This window comes from Halomonas pelophila (genome assembly GCF_040196315.1).
In the GTDB taxonomy this organism is placed as follows: Bacteria; Pseudomonadota; Gammaproteobacteria; order Pseudomonadales; family Halomonadaceae; genus Halomonas; species Halomonas pelophila.
Map to the genome: position 1 here is coordinate 109,523 of NZ_JBEGCI010000004.1, position 14,301 is coordinate 123,823.

Below are 14,301 nucleotides of genomic sequence, written 5' to 3' on the forward strand. Positions count from 1 at the left end.
CGGGCCTCGTCATTGTTGGGCGCTGCATCGGGACCTCAGATCAGGCCCAGATCGCCCACCTCCTTGGGAATGGTATCGAGCAGCCATTCCCGGAAGGCGCGCACCGCGCGGCGGCTGGAGGGTGCCTCACCGCGCTCGAGCAGGCAGAAGCGTGCCTCGGTGCGCAGCACCGTCTCCACCGGCCGCACCAGCAGGCCGCGCTCCAGGTAGTCGTCCACCAGCTGACTCCAGCCCAGCGCCACCCCCTGATCCATCATCGCCGCCTGCACCAGCATCGAGTAGCTGTTGATGTTGAGCCGGCGTCGCGGTGGGCGTGCGATCACGCCCACCTCGGTGAACCACTGCTTCCAGCTCATCCAGTCCTGATCGGCATCCTCCAGCGACAGCAGGGTGCAGTCGAGCAGTGCGTCGGGGCCCGAGAAGGGACCGTATTTCTCCAGGTAGCTGGGACTGCACACCGGGAAGGCCTCCTCGTGGAAGAGCGTTGTGGCCTGCATCGAAGGCGGTGGCGTGCGGCAATAGAAGAGCGCGACGTCGCACTCCACCCGCGCGAGGTCGCGCAGCTGCTCGGTGGCGACGATCCGCAGCTCGATGTCGTCATGCTCGCGCTGGAACTCGGAGATCTTGGGCAGCAGCCATAGCGAGGCCATGGCGCTGGTGGTCGCCACGGTGAGCTGGTGCGTGCCCTGCCAGCTACGCACCTCGTCGGTGGTCGACGAGATATCGTTCAGTGCCTGATGAATGGTCTGGGCGTAGCGATGGCCCATCGCGGTGAGCTTGACGCTGCGGTTGGCGCGCTCGAAGAGCGGCTTGCCCAGATAGTCCTCGAGACCGCGGATCTGGCGACTGATGGCTCCCTGAGTCACATGGAGCTCCTCGGCCGCCAGGGTGAAGCTGAGGTGTCGGGCGGCCGACTCGAAGGCCACGAGGCTGTTCAGGGGAGGCAAGGGGCTGATCTTCATGGCAGCGCAACATCGACCGTTAGGGGGCGCTGAGTTTACGCGTCACGCTGCGCCGGCGCCACGGCGGTTCGACACCGCCTCCCCGAGTCGATCAGGGCTCGAGCCTGCCGGTCACGCCGCTTCCTGTTCGGCCACCCGGTAGATCCGTTCCAGCATGGCGTTGAGGCCGTTGCTGCGGGTCGGCGACAAGTGCTTGTCGAGGCCCAGATCCTTGAGGAAGTGCGGGCCGGTGGCGCGGATGTCCGCCGGCCGGCGGTCGTTGTAGATGCGCATCAGCACGGCGATCAGGCCGGAGACGATGGCGGCATCGGAGACCGCATCGAAGTGCAGGGTCTCACCCTCGCGACGGTGGCGCATCCAGACGTTGGACTGACAGCCCTGAATCTTCAGCTCCTCGATCTTCCACTCCTCGGGGAAGGCCGGCAGCTGCTTGCCCATGTCGATGATGTACTGGTAGCGATCCATCCAGTTGTCGAACATCTCGAACTCGTCGAGAAGCTCCTGCTGGGCCTGTTCGGCGGTGGTCTCGGTGCTCATGATCTCTCCTCAAAGCAGTGAGCTTCAGTATAACGACTCAGACGCCCCATCTCGATCCTTCCCCGGCGTCGTGCCCGTCGCCGGCGGCATCGACACCGAGGCCATGGCGGGCCTGCTGGCGATGCCACTCCTCGTCCTCGGCATGCAGGTAGCGCGCCGTGGTATCGAGTCGCGAGTGGCGCGCGGTGCCCGCCAGGTAGCGAAGCTCCACGCCGGCCTGGGCCTGATGGGTCAGGGCCGTGTGGCGCAGCCAGTGCGGCGTCGCCTGGCGCAGGCGCGCCGCGGCGTCGCGGGCCTCGTCGCCCTGCTCGGCCTCGAGGACGTCCGCCGCCTTGCCGAAGGCGTCGCGAATCAGCCGATAGAGCCGGTTGTCGCCCAGGCCCCGCCTCCCGTCCAGGGCCCTGAGCAGCGGGCCGTCGTCGTCCGATACCGGATGGGGCGAGAGGCCCAGGGCCTCCCGCCAGGCCTCCAGCAGGGCCAGCATGTCCGGCGGCACCGGGATCTGCGCCGCCTTGTCGCCCTTCCCGACCACCCGCCACCACCAGCGCCCCTCGCGACGCACGAAGTCGTTCATGCGCGCCGCGCTCATCTCGCCGATGCGCGGGGCAAGCAGATAGGCGAAGCCGAAGACCAGCCGGCGACGCGCCTGCTCGAAGATTTGACGCGGCGTGGCGTCCGGCGTCAGCGGCCGATTGAGCCAGGCCCAGAACCAGTCCCACAGCGGCCGCTCGAGATAGCGCTCGATCCCCCCCTGGCGGTTATCCAGCCGGCGGCGCTTGTCGCGCATCAGCCGAAAGGGGTTGTGGCCGACCCAGCCCGCCTCGACGAGCCAGGCGTACATGCCCTGCAGGATGACAAGGCTCTGCCGGCGACTCGCCGGTGACAGCGGCCCGCGAAAGGGCCGCCAGCGCGGATCCTCGCGCGTTCGCACCGGTCCGATCCAGCGCTCGGCCGGACGCGGATCGGCCAGAAAGGCCTCGAAGGCATCGAGATCATGCCGACGCAGCTCGCCAAGCCCCCTGCCCTGCTCGCCCAGCCACAGCAGCAGCCGCTCCGCCTCGCGGCGATAGGCGCGCTGGGTCTGCTGGCTCGCCCGGTACTCGGCCAACCATCTCGCCACGGCCTCGGCGTCGCTCTCGGCCTCGATGTGCACGCGCGTTGCCGGCGAAGGCGTGAGATCCGCCGCGGGCGCTCGACCCGGCGCGATCTCCAGGCCCTGAACCAGGCTCCGATCAGGCTGCCCCTCGCCCTGATCAACCAATTGATTTAAATCGTCTTTCATCGACTCTCCGGTTCCTTCCCTGTCGCTCATGCCGTGTCGATTCACGCCGTGGCTCCCCGCGGCCCGGCCGCCGTTGGCGACCTCTTCGTAGAGGCCGCCCCTCCTGCCACATCGCTCAGTGTCGCCCTTACGGCGGCACATAATCAAGGTAAGCCGCGTAATCTTGATTTTATCCCAATAAATGTAAATTTTTTTACGTTTTACGTATTATGTAATTAGCTTCAATATTGGCATACTCCCGGGTAGACTGGCGCCCAGAACACGGACACGGCCCGACAGACAGCCGACAGATCACCACGAGGAGACGACCATGGCGCGCAGCGGCGTGCGGTACGAGGATGTACAGCGGGCCATCGACGCCCTGCTCTCGAAAGGCGAGGCCCCGAGCGTGCACAAGGTGCGCGAGGTACTCGGCACCGGCAGCTTCACCACCATCAGCGAGCACCTGCGGGAATGGCGCACCCAGCGGGAGGAGAATCGCGACCAGCCGCCGCCCCGCGGCATGCCCGCGGCACTGCAGGAGCTCGCCGAGGCGCTGTGGGAGAAGGCTCAGGCCACCGCCAACGAGGCGCTCGCCCACTATCGCCAGGAGGCCGACGGCCGGGTGGAAGCGGCCCGCGGCGAGGCCGATGAGGCGGCGCGGCGCGCCGAGGACGCCGAGCAGCGGGAGTCGGCACTCTCCGCCCATCTGGCGAGCGTCGAGCAGCGCCTGGGCGAACAGAGTGGGGAGCTGGCCCGCCGGGAGGCCGAACGCGACGCCCTGGCCGAGCGCGAGGTGAAGCTTGGCCGCCACAAGGCGCGGCTCGAGCAGCAGCTCGCCGACCTGCAGCAAATGCAGGAGCGCCAGGCCCAGGAGCATCAGCAGGCGCTGGCCGAGCAGGCGTCACGCCACCAGGAGCGGCTGGCCCAGGAGGAGAAGCGTCACGAGAGCAGCGAATCGCGGCTGATGGCCCTGCTGGACGAGGCGCGCCAGGAGCGCCAGGCCGCCGACAAGGCCCACGCGCAGCGCCACCAGCAGCTCGAGACGCGACTGGAGCGGACAGAGCGGCTGGTGCAGGAAGCCCGTGGCGCGCTGGCCGAGGAGGAAAAGCGCCATCGGGAGACCGACTGGGCACGCCAGCAGGCCGAGGAGCGCACGCGCACGCAGCAACACGAGCAGAGCCTGCTGCAGGGGCGCATCGACGAGCAGAAGCAGCTGCTGGCGGAGCAGGCGCGCCGGCTGCGCGACCTGGAGACTCAGCTGCATCGCTGCCTGTGGCAGGCACCGGTGGCGCCGCCTGGCGACGAGCACGAGAACGAGAAAGAGGACGGAGCCGAACACGGGGCCGGAAACGACGAAGGCCCCGCGACTGCGGAACCTTCCAGGGAGGAGTGAGCGTTGCGCCGGGAGGCCGATGGCCTCCCGCGCCCGCCGAAGCGCCTAGCGGTAGTAGGCGTTGGTGGTGTCCGAGTGGTCGGTCACGTCGCGGATGCCGGCGAGCTCCGGGATGCGCTCGAGCAGGGTCTTCTCGACGCCATCCTTGAGGGTCAGGTCGACCGCCGCGCAGCCCTGGCAGCCGCCGCCGAAGGCCAGGATCGCCACCTGGTCCTCGGTCAGCTCGACCAGCTTGATCTCGCCGCCGTGGGAGGCCAGGCCCGGATTGATCTCGCTATAGAGGATGTAGTTGACGCGATCCTCCAGCGGGCTGTCGGCATTGACCTTGGGCATCTTGGCGTTGGGCGCCTTGATGGTCAGCTGGCCGCCCATGCGATCGGCGTTGAAGTCGACCACGGCTTCCTCGAGGAAGGCCAGGCTGTTCTTGTCCAGGTAGACGCGCAGCTTGGGAAGCTCCAGCAGCTCGTCGCTGGGCTCTTCCTCGCCGGGCCGGCAGTAGGCCAGGCAGGTCTCGGCGTAGGGCGTGCCGGGCTGGGTGATGAAGATGCGCACCGCGATGCCCTCGACGTTCTGCTTCTCGAGCAGCTCGGCGAGGTAGTCCTGGGCGCTATCGGTAATCTGGATGCTGTCGCTCATGGTGCTCTCGCTATCGTGATCCGCCGCATCGAAGACCGTCGCGACGGAGGCAGAAAGGGTGATGACGTCAATGGTAAGCGACCCGCGCGGCCGACACAATCCCGACTGATTTGCTGGGTTTTACATCCACCGGCTGCATGAAGCCCGGTCACGCAGGACATGAAAGACGCTCGCGTCGCGCCCCTGCCGCGGCGCGCCGGCTTTTGCTAAGATATTCGCCTTCCCCGGCGACCCGCCGACGTGCCGCATCCCGGCAGGCCGCCCCGGCCCGCAGCGCATCAACGAGACAAGACGCCACAGGCGCACCGCTGCCGGCCAGAACCTTGACGCCTCTTCGCTGGAGATTGATCCGCCCATGGCCGCCGTTCCCACCGCCCAGACCAACTCGCTTCATGACAGCCTTTCACGTCGCATCCTGATGCTCGATGGCGGCATGGGGACCATGCTGCAGAACGCCGAGCTGTCCGAGGCGGAGTTCCGCGGCGAGCGCTTCAGCGACTGGCCCAGCGACCTGAAGGGCAACAACGACCTGCTGGCCCTGACCTGCCCCGACCTGGTGGCGCGGATTCATCGCGACTACCTCGAGGCCGGTGCCGATATCGTCGAGACCAACACCTTCAACAGCACCCGCCTCTCCCAGTCGGACTACGGCATGGAAGATCTGGTCCCCGAGCTCAACCGCGAGTCGGCGCGCCTGGCCCGCGCGGTGTGCGACGCCGTGGCCGAGGAGAGCGGCGTGCCGCGCTTCGTGGCGGGCGTGCTGGGGCCGACCTCGCGCACCGCCTCGCTGTCGCCGGACGTCAACGACCCCGCCAAGCGCAACGTCACCTTCGACGCTCTGCGCGAGAACTACCGCGAGGCCGCCGAGGCGCTGATCGAGGGTGGCGCCGACTTGATCATGATCGAGACCATCTTCGATACGCTCAACGCCAAGGCGGCGATCTACGCCCTCGAGGAGCTCTTCGAGGCCCGCGGCGAGCGGCTGCCGGTGATGATCTCCGGCACCATCACCGACGCCTCCGGGCGCACCCTCTCGGGCCAGACCACCGAGGCCTTCTGGAACTCGGTGCGCCACGCCCGCCCCCTCAGCGTGGGGCTGAACTGCGCCCTCGGCGCCGAGGAACTGCGGCCCTACATCGAGGAGCTCTCGACCAAGGCCGACACCTTCGTCTCGGCCCACCCCAACGCCGGCCTGCCCAACGAGTTCGGCGAGTACGACCAGACGCCCGAGGAGATGGCGGCGATCGTCGCCGAGTTCGCCCAGAGCGGGCTCGTGAACATCATCGGCGGCTGCTGTGGTTCCACCCCGGAGCACATCGCGGCGATCCACGCCGCCATCAAGGACCTGCCCCCGCGGCGGGTGCCCGAGCGCTCCCGGGCCTGTCGCCTCTCCGGGCTCGAGCCCTTCAACATCGAGGCCGACTCGCTGTTCGTCAACGTCGGCGAGCGCACCAACGTCACCGGCTCGGCGCGCTTCAAGCGGCTGATCGTCGAGGAGGACTACACCACCGCGCTGGAAGTGGCCCTGGAGCAGGTGGAGAACGGCGCCCAGGTCATCGACATCAACATGGACGAGGGCATGCTCGAGTCCGAGGAGGCGATGGTGCGCTTCCTCAACCTGATCGCCGGCGAACCCGACATCGCCCGGGTACCCATCATGATCGACTCCTCCAAGTGGGCGATCATCGAGGCGGGCCTCAAGTGCGTGCAGGGCAAGGCGGTGGTCAACTCCATCTCCATGAAGGAGGGCGAGGACGCCTTCCGCGAGCAGGCCACGGCCTGCCGGCGCTTCGGCGCCGCCGTGGTGGTGATGGCCTTCGACGAGGCCGGCCAGGCGGACACCTTCGCCCGCAAGAGCGAGATCTGCCAGCGCGCCTACCGCATCCTGGTGGACGAACTGGACTTCCCGGCCGAAGACATCATCTTCGATCCCAACATCTTCGCCATCGCCACTGGCATCGAGGAGCACGACAACTACGCCGTGGACTTCATCGAGGCGACCCAGTGGATCCGCGAGCACCTGCCCCACGCCATGGTCTCCGGCGGCGTCTCCAACGTCTCCTTCTCGTTTCGCGGCAACAACCCGGTGCGCGAGGCGATCCACTCGGTGTTCCTCTACCATGCCGTGCGCGCCGGCCTGACCATGGGCATCGTCAACGCCGGCCAGCTGGCCGTCTACGATGACCTGCCGGCGGAGCTCCGCGAGGCGGTGGAGGACGTGGTCCTCAATCGGCGCAGCGACTCCACCGAGCGCCTGCTCGAGCTCGCCGACAAGTACAAGGGCGACGGCAGCGGCCCGGCCAAGAAGGAGGACCTCGAGTGGCGTAGCTGGGAGGTCGAGAAGCGCATCGCCCACGCCCTGGTCAAGGGCATCACCGCCTACATCGAGGAGGACACCGAACTCGCCCGCCAGCGCGCCGAGCGCCCCATCGAGGTGATCGAGGGACCGCTGATGGACGGCATGAACGTGGTCGGCGACCTGTTCGGGGCCGGCAAGATGTTCCTGCCCCAGGTGGTCAAGTCGGCGCGGGTCATGAAGCAGGCGGTGGCCTACCTGATCCCCTACATCGAGGCCGAGAAGAGCGCCGAGACAAAGGCCAAGGGCAAGATCGTGATGGCCACGGTGAAGGGCGACGTGCACGACATCGGCAAGAATATCGTCGGCGTCGTCCTGCAGTGCAACAACTACGAGGTGATCGATCTGGGCGTGATGGTGCCCGCCGAGAAGATCCTGCAGACGGCCCGGGAGATCAACGCCGACATCATCGGCCTCTCCGGGCTGATCACCCCGTCGCTCGACGAGATGGTTCACGTGGCCAAGGAGATGCAGCGCCAGGGCTTCAGCCTGCCGCTGCTGATCGGCGGGGCCACCACCTCCAAGGCCCATACCGCGGTCAAGATCGAGCCGGGCTACGATCAGCCGGTGATCTACGTCTCGGACGCCTCCCGCGCCGTGGGCGTGGCCGGCAAGCTGCTCTCGCCGGCCCTCAAGCCGGCCTACATCGCGGACATCCGCGCCGAGTACGAGACGGTGCGCGAGCGCAACGCCAAGCGCCGCCCCAAGGCCGCCGACTTGAGCTATGACGAGGCGCGACGCCGCAAGCCCGACATGGCCTGGGAGGGCTACACGCCGCCCCGGCCGGCGATCACCGGCCTCCAGGTGTTCGACGACTACGACATCGAGGAGCTGGTCCCGCGCATCGACTGGACGCCCTTCTTCATGAGCTGGCAGCTGGCCGGCAAGTACCCGAAGATCCTCGAGGACAAGGTGGTCGGCGAGGCCGCGCGCCACCTCTTTGCCGACGCCCAGGCGATGCTTGCCAAGCTGATCGACGAGCAGCTGGTGCACGCCCGCGGGGTGATCGGCCTGTGGCCGGCCAACAGCGTCGACGACGACGTCATCGAGGTGTACGCCGATGAGTCGCGCCGCGAGGTGATCGAGCGGCTGCACCACATCCGCCAGCAGACCACCAAGAACCGCGACGGCGTCTGCCACAGCCTGGCCGACTTCATCGCGCCCCGTGATGACGCGACGGGCGAGCCGAGCGGCCAGCCGGACTGGATCGGCGGCTTCGCCGTGACCACCGGCCACGGCGTCGAGGCGCTCGCCGAGCAGTACAAGGCCGCCGGCGACGACTACAACGCCATCCTCGTCCAGTCGCTCACCGACCGCCTGGCCGAGGCCTTCGCCGAGCGGCTCCACGAGCGGGTGCGCAAGGAGTTCTGGGGCTATGTGCCCGACGAGACCCTGGACAACGAGGCGCTGATCGCCGAGAAGTACCAGGGCATCCGCCCGGCGCCGGGCTACCCGGCCTGCCCCGACCACACCGAGAAGGCGACCCTGTTCCGCCTGCTCGAGGCCACCGAGAACGCCGGCCTCGAGCTCACCGAGAACTTCGCCATGTGGCCCGCCGCCGCGGTCGCCGGCTGGTACTTCTCGCACCCCCGCTCGAAGTACTTCTCCACCGGCAAGATCACCCGCGACCAGGTCGAGGCGCTGGCCACCCGCAAGGACATGACCGTCGAGGCGCTGGAGCGCTGGCTCGCGCCGGTGCTCTCCTACGATCCCGCCTGACTCCGCCGGCCCGCCGCGGCGGGCCATCTTTCATACCCTGTGCCCCACCTTGCCGGAAGACGGATGCTGCCCGAGCCCACCCGCCGCCAGACGATCCTGCGCCTCTCCCTGCCGATTATCGCCGGCATGCTCACCCAGAGCCTGCTCAACCTGATCGATGCCGCCCTGGTGGGCTCGCTCGGCCAGGTGCCCCTGGCGGGCGTGGGCATCGGCGGCTACGCCATGTTCCTGATCACCGCCATGGTCTTCGGGCTCTCCTCGGGGGTGCAGGCCCAGACGGCACGTCGCCACGGCGAGGAGGACTGGGGACGACGCGCCCTGGCGCTCAATGCCGGGCTCGCCATCGCGCTGGCCGTGGCGGGCCCGCTCACCCTGCTCTGCCTGTGGCAGGCGCCGCGCCTGCTGGCGCTGATCAACCAGGACCCCGCGGTCAACGCCGTGGCGGTGGAGTACTTCCGCTGGCGGGTGGTGTCACTGATCCCGGTGGCGATGATCTTCTGCTTTCGCGGCTACTGGAACGGCATCCAGCAGACCGGCATCTACCTGCGCATCATCCTGGTGATGCACGCCATCAACGTGGTCGCGAGCCTGGGGCTGATCTTCGGGCTGGCCGGGCTGCCGGCCATGGGCGCGGCCGGCGCCGGGGCCGGCACCAGCCTCTCGCTCTTCGCGGGGCTCGCCATCTGGGCCGGGCTCAGCCTGCGTCACGCCACCGGCAGCGGCTTTCTGGCCGAGCGCCCCCGCGGCCTCATCCTGGCCACCACCCTGCGCCTGGCCACGCCCCACTCCTTCCAGCAGCTGTGGTTCGCGGCGGGCTACGCCGTGCTGTTCTGGATTCTCGGGCGCATCGATACGCCAAGCGTGGCGGTGGGCCACGTGCTGGTGAACCTCTCGCTGCTGCTGATCCTGCCCGGCGTGGGGCTCGGCATGGCGGCGATGAGTCTGGTCGGCCAGGCGCTGGGCCGCCAGGCACTCCATGATGCCCACCGCTGGGGCTGGGAGGTGGTGCGCCTGGCCTGGTGCGCCCTGGCGGTGCTGGCCCTGCCGATGTTGCTCTTCCCCGAGGCGGTGCTGCGCCTCTTCCTCCACGACCCGGCCCTGGTCGCCCTGGGCCGGCTGCCGCTGCAGCTGACCGCGGTGATGATCGTGCTCGATGCCGCCGCCCTGGTCTTCGCCCAGGCCCTGCTGGGCGCCGGGGCGAACCGCACCGTGATGACCGCGACCCTCTCCCTGCAGTGGCTGGTGTTCCTGCCGCTGGCCTGGTGGGTGGGCGTGGTGCTCGAGCAGGGGCTGCTCGGCATCTGGTGGGTGCAGCTGGGCTACCGCTGCCTCAACTCGGCCTGGTTCGTGCTGATCTGGCAGCGGCGGCGCTGGCAGTCCCTGGCACTGTAGCCGGGTACCGCCTCATTCCATTTCGCATATAAACTATGCACATTTATTCTTTTCTAGAATAAACCGGAGCGGGTAAGGTAGCGCCAACGTCCCTTTTCTCGATTCAGGATCGCGCTGCATGTATCGCTACGACTCCCACGACCAGACCCTGGTCGATGAACGCGTCGCCCAGTTCCGCGACCAGATGCGCCGCTACCTCGCCGGTCAGCTCGGCGAAGAGGAGTTTCTGCCGCTACGCCTGCAGAACGGCCTCTATATTCAGCGCTACGCGCCCATGCTGCGTATCGCCATTCCCTACGGCATGCTGGCCTCCTACCAGCTGCGCAAGCTCGGTGAGATCGCCGCCCGCTACGATCGCGGCTACGGCCACTTCACCACCCGCACCAACCTGCAGCTGAACTGGCCGGCCCTCGAGGACGTGCCGGACATCCTCGCCGAGCTCGCCAGCGTGCAGATGCACGCCATCCAGACCAGCGGCAACGATATCCGCAACACCACCACCGACCAGTTCTCGGGGATCGCCGCTGACGAAGAGGTCGATCCGCGCCCCTGGTGCGAGCTGATCCGCCAGTGGTCGACCTTCCACCCGGAGTTCGCCTTCCTGCCGCGCAAGTTCAAGATCGCCGTGACCGGAGCCGAGGACGACCGTGCCGCCATTCAGGTTCACGACGTCGGGCTGCGCCTGTGGCGCGACCGCGACGGCGAGGTGCGCATCAAGGTACTGGCCGGCGGGGGCCTCGGGCGCACGCCGATGATCGCCGAGACGGTGCGCGAGGACCTGCCCTGGCAGCACCTGCTTACCTACCTCGAGGCCCTGGTGCGCGTCTATAACCAGTTCGGTCGCCGCGACAACAAGTTCAAGGCGCGCATCAAGATCCTGGTCAAGGCGCTGGGCGTGGACGAGTTCCGCCGCCGCGTCGAGGAGGAGTGGGCCCACCTCAAGGACGGCCCCCAGACCCTCAACGCCGAGGCGTTGGCGGCCGTGGCCGAGCACTTCGTCGAGCCGGAGCGCCGCGCCGTGCCCGCCGAGGCCCTCGAGGCCTATGAGCGGCTGCGCGGCGAGAACCGCGCCTTCGCCCGCTTCGTCACCAACAACGTCACCGACCACAAGGTGGCCGGCTACAAGGCGGTCACCCTGTCCCTGAAGCGCCGCGAGCACTCGCCGGGCGACGTCACCTCCGAGCAGATGGCCGCGGTGGCGGACCTGGCCGACGAGTTCGGCTACGGCGAGCTGCGGGTCACCCACGAGCAGAACCTGGTGCTCACCGACGTGCCGGTGGATCGCATCGAGGAACTCTGGCAGCGCCTCGAGGCGCTGGGCCTGGCCAACCCCACCGTGGGCACCCTGGCCGATCTGATCTGCTGCCCCGGCGGCGACTACTGCGGCCTGGCCAACGCCAAGTCGATCCCGGTCGCCCACGCCATCCAGGAGCGCTTCGAGGACCTCGACTTCCTTTACGACCTGGGCCCCCTGGAGCTCAACATCTCCGGCTGCATGAACGCCTGCGGCCATCACCATGTCGGCCACATCGGCATCCTCGGCGTCGACAAGAAGGGCGAGGAGTACTACCAGATCTCGTTGGGCGGCAGCCAGGGCAACGGCGCCTCCCTCGGCAAGATCCTCGGCCCCTCCTTCTTCCGCGAGGACGTGCCGAGCGTGATCGACAAGCTGCTGCAGGTCTATGTCGGCAGCCGCCAGCCCGACGAGACCTTCCTCGACACCTATCGCCGCATCGGCCTCAAACCCTTCAAGGAGCGTGTCTATGCCTGAGCAGATTGCCACTCGCCCGCTGATCGTCGATGGCCGCCCGGTCGAGGCCGACTGGCCACGCCACGACGGCGACTTCGCCCCGGCCGAGGGCCCGGCCCTGGTACGCCTGGATGTCTGGCAGGCGGCCGGACGGCGCGCCGACCTGGCGCCCTGGCTGCCGAGCGACACAGAGCTAACGCCTGAACTCGCCGCCGAGCTCGCGCAGGCGCCGCTGATCGGCGTCGACTTCCCGAAGTTCACCGACGGCCGCGGCTACTCCATCGCGCGGCTGCTGCGCGAACGGTACGGCTATTCGGGCCAGATTCGCGCCGTCGGCGACGTGCTGATCGACCAGCTCTTCTACCTGTCGCGCTGCGGCGTCAACGCCTTCTCGCTGCGCGAGGATCAGATCGTCGCGGACGCGCTCAACGCCCTGACCACCTTCAGCCGCGGCTACCAGCCGGGCACCGACGACCCCCAGCCGCTGTTCCGTCGTCGCCTGCGCGAGCTCGCCGGCCGACTGCAGGAGCCGGCTCTGGCCTGACCGGGGCGACAACGCCGCCTCTTTTCAACGTCCCTGTCCAACGCACGCCGCCGGCCCGAAGGCCGGCGGCGTCGTCTTTCTGCTTGTCGCCTATCTAACACATAGCGTCCCGACTCAGCCGCGACGCTTCTGCTGACGTTCCCGGTTGTTGGCCTTCGCCCGCTCGCTCTTGCGCAGCATCACCCAGGTGGCGCCCAGGCCGCCATCCGCCTGGCTCGCCGAGGCAAAGGCCTGGACCTCGTCGAGGCTCTGGAGCCATTTCGCCAGACAGGAGCGCAGCACGTTGGCGGGGCTGTCGATCTCGCGGCCACGGCCATGGATGATCATCACCGAGCGCAGGTCGTGGGCGTAGGCCTCGCGGATGAAGGGAGCCAGCAGCCGGCGACACTCCTCCAGCGGCCGGCGCAACAGGTGCAGGCTCGCCTGGACCGGATAGCCGCCGTGGCGCAGGCGATCCATCACGCCGGTCTGGATGCCGTCGCGATGGAAGTAGAGCGGATCGAAGGGGGGCATCAGGTCGATGAAGTCGGTCGAGAGCAGGTCGCGCCCCGGCGTCTCGGCCGCCGCGCTCTCCCGCCGGGCCAGCTGCGCTTCGCTGGGGGCGCCGCGGCGGCGACCCGGATCGGCACGGTGGGCACGCTTCGTCAGGGGGCGCACGTCCCCCATCAGCGCCTGGAAATCCTCGTCGTTACGGTTAGGCTGGCTCACGGGACACCTCCAGGACGTCAAGGGGGAAATCCCATCCTAGCAGAGCCGCGCGCACGGCTTAAGCACTCGGCCCGATCGTGGCAGGATGGCGCTGCACACCGGGGATCCACCCCGCCATTCCCACCCTCCACTGATGACGACAAGGAAGCGCCATGCGCATGCGCACGCGGCTGGGTGTCCTGGCCATCGCCTCCCCGCTCGCCCTGGCCGGCTGGCTGTGGCTGACCATGCTCAGTCCCTTCACCTACGAGCGCCCGGACCACCTGGCCCCGATCGCCGAGGGGCCCCACCGGGTCTTCGTCTATGGCACCCTGACCCATGCCCCGATCCGCTGGCTGGTCTATGGCCGCACCGGCGAGCCCGAACCGGTCGTTCTGGAGGGTTTCCGGCGCACGGGGCTGGACCTCGCGCCGGCAGCCTCGGCACGAGTGGAGGGCCTGCTGCTGCGGGTCGATGCCGAGGAGCTTTCTCGCCTCGATCGCTACGAGCGCCTGGGCATCCGCTACGAGCGGGTGCGTGTCACCCTGGGCGACGACACCCGGGCCTGGGTCTATCGACGCCTGCCAAAGGACGCCGCCGACGCCACGGAATGATCCACGCCCCTCTGGCGAGATTGCGGCACGGCCGGGTTGTGGCCCTACATCGCCGCCTTCTACAATGGCGCCTTTCATCAGGGTTCAAGGAGTTTCCATGGTCGGCATCACCCTCTACCACAACCCGCGCTGCTCCAAGTCACGCGAGGCCCTGGCCCTGCTCGAGGAGGCCGGGACCGAAGTGCGGGTGCGCCGCTACCTGGACGAGCCGCTCGACGCCGCCGAGCTCGAGGCCCTGATCCAGCGCCTGGAGGGCGAGCTTTCGGCTCTGGTGCGTCAGAACGAGAGCGAGTGGAAGGAGCGGAGGGCCGATGCCGAGGACCCGCGCCAGGTGATCGAGGCCCTGCTCGCCCACCCGCGAATCCTGCAGCGCCCCATCGCCGACGACGGGCGCCGCGCCATCATCGGCCGCCCTCCCGAGGCCATCCGCGCCCTGCTCGACTGAGC

General features: G+C 68.5%; 12 protein-coding genes. 7 read left to right on the forward strand and 5 right to left on the reverse strand.

What is annotated here, in order from left to right; genetic code table 11:
- Positions 1–35: 35 nt before the first annotated feature.
- The 3 genes from gcvA to ABE957_RS05500 form a co-directional block, all read right to left on the reverse strand.
- Positions 36–962: a transcriptional regulator GcvA gene (gene gcvA / locus ABE957_RS05490; protein WP_349757675.1), complete on the reverse strand. Its 927-nt coding sequence runs from the start codon at positions 960–962 to the stop codon at positions 36–38.
- 111 nt (positions 963–1,073) lie between these two features.
- Positions 1,074–1,499, reverse strand: a complete 426-nt coding sequence (locus ABE957_RS05495) for a SufE family protein (protein ID WP_349757676.1) — start codon at positions 1,497–1,499, stop codon at positions 1,074–1,076.
- Positions 1,500–1,536: 37 nt separating this feature from the next.
- Positions 1,537–2,781, reverse strand: a complete 1,245-nt coding sequence (locus tag ABE957_RS05500) for a tyrosine-type recombinase/integrase (RefSeq protein ID WP_349757677.1) — start codon at positions 2,779–2,781, stop codon at positions 1,537–1,539.
- 310 nt (positions 2,782–3,091) lie between these two features.
- On the opposite strand from ABE957_RS05500, the gene ABE957_RS05505 reads away from it, so the two are divergent.
- Complete coding sequence (locus ABE957_RS05505) at positions 3,092–4,156, forward strand: DNA-binding protein (protein ID WP_349757678.1); 1,065 nt, start codon at positions 3,092–3,094, stop codon at positions 4,154–4,156.
- Between the two features lie 45 nt (positions 4,157–4,201).
- Here ABE957_RS05505 and nfuA read toward each other — a convergent pair whose 3' ends face one another.
- Positions 4,202–4,792, reverse strand: a complete 591-nt coding sequence (nfuA, locus tag ABE957_RS05510) for a Fe-S biogenesis protein NfuA (RefSeq protein ID WP_349757679.1) — start codon at positions 4,790–4,792, stop codon at positions 4,202–4,204.
- Positions 4,793–5,147: 355 nt separating this feature from the next.
- Here nfuA and metH point away from each other — a divergent pair, with 355 nt between their 5' ends.
- From metH to ABE957_RS05530, 4 genes are all read left to right on the forward strand, one after another.
- On the forward strand, positions 5,148–8,867 hold the full coding sequence (gene metH, locus ABE957_RS05515; protein ID WP_349757680.1) for a methionine synthase: 3,720 nt from the start codon (positions 5,148–5,150) through the stop codon (positions 8,865–8,867).
- A gap of 63 nt (positions 8,868–8,930) precedes the next feature.
- A complete protein-coding gene (locus ABE957_RS05520) occupies positions 8,931–10,259 on the forward strand; it encodes an MATE family efflux transporter (protein WP_349757681.1) in 1,329 nt (442 codons plus the stop codon).
- 118 nt (positions 10,260–10,377) lie between these two features.
- The gene (locus ABE957_RS05525; RefSeq protein ID WP_349757682.1) at positions 10,378–12,030 is read left to right on the forward strand and encodes a nitrite/sulfite reductase; all 1,653 of its coding nucleotides are present in this window, start codon (positions 10,378–10,380) and stop codon (positions 12,028–12,030) included.
- Positions 12,023–12,553, forward strand: coding sequence for a DUF934 domain-containing protein (locus tag ABE957_RS05530; protein ID WP_349757683.1), 531 nt, complete (start codon positions 12,023–12,025; stop codon positions 12,551–12,553). Before ABE957_RS05525 ends, ABE957_RS05530 begins: the two co-directional genes overlap by 8 nt.
- A gap of 114 nt (positions 12,554–12,667) precedes the next feature.
- Here the strand turns inward: ABE957_RS05530 and smrA are convergent, their stop codons facing one another.
- Complete coding sequence (gene smrA / locus ABE957_RS05535) at positions 12,668–13,261, reverse strand: DNA endonuclease SmrA (RefSeq protein ID WP_349757684.1); 594 nt, start codon at positions 13,259–13,261, stop codon at positions 12,668–12,670.
- Positions 13,262–13,413: 152 nt separating this feature from the next.
- On the opposite strand from smrA, the gene ABE957_RS05540 reads away from it, so the two are divergent.
- Both ABE957_RS05540 and arsC read left to right on the forward strand, forming a co-directional pair.
- Positions 13,414–13,854: a gamma-glutamylcyclotransferase family protein gene (locus ABE957_RS05540; RefSeq protein ID WP_349757685.1), complete on the forward strand. Its 441-nt coding sequence runs from the start codon at positions 13,414–13,416 to the stop codon at positions 13,852–13,854.
- 97 nt (positions 13,855–13,951) lie between these two features.
- Positions 13,952–14,299 carry an arsenate reductase (glutaredoxin) gene (gene arsC, locus ABE957_RS05545; protein ID WP_349757686.1) on the forward strand — a complete coding sequence of 116 codons (348 nt, stop codon included), beginning with the start codon at positions 13,952–13,954 and terminating at the stop codon, positions 14,297–14,299.
- The last annotated feature ends 2 nt before the right edge of the window (positions 14,300–14,301 follow it).

Coding starts and splice junctions, on each gene's coding strand:
- gcvA (WP_349757675.1), bottom strand. CDS start 962: ATGAAGATCAGCCCCTTGCCTCCCCTGAACAGCCTCGTGGCCTTCGAG.
- ABE957_RS05495 (WP_349757676.1), bottom strand. CDS start 1,499: ATGAGCACCGAGACCACCGCCGAACAGGCCCAGCAGGAGCTTCTCGAC.
- nfuA (WP_349757679.1), bottom strand. CDS start 4,792: ATGAGCGACAGCATCCAGATTACCGATAGCGCCCAGGACTACCTCGCC.
- ABE957_RS05505 (WP_349757678.1), top strand. CDS start 3,092: ATGGCGCGCAGCGGCGTGCGGTACGAGGATGTACAGCGGGCCATCGAC.
- ABE957_RS05520 (WP_349757681.1), top strand. CDS start 8,931: ATGCTGCCCGAGCCCACCCGCCGCCAGACGATCCTGCGCCTCTCCCTG.
- ABE957_RS05540 (WP_349757685.1), top strand. CDS start 13,414: ATGCGCATGCGCACGCGGCTGGGTGTCCTGGCCATCGCCTCCCCGCTC.
- metH (WP_349757680.1), top strand. CDS start 5,148: ATGGCCGCCGTTCCCACCGCCCAGACCAACTCGCTTCATGACAGCCTT.
- arsC (WP_349757686.1), top strand. CDS start 13,952: ATGGTCGGCATCACCCTCTACCACAACCCGCGCTGCTCCAAGTCACGC.
- ABE957_RS05525 (WP_349757682.1), top strand. CDS start 10,378: ATGTATCGCTACGACTCCCACGACCAGACCCTGGTCGATGAACGCGTC.
- ABE957_RS05500 (WP_349757677.1), bottom strand. CDS start 2,781: ATGAAAGACGATTTAAATCAATTGGTTGATCAGGGCGAGGGGCAGCCT.
- ABE957_RS05530 (WP_349757683.1), top strand. CDS start 12,023: ATGCCTGAGCAGATTGCCACTCGCCCGCTGATCGTCGATGGCCGCCCG.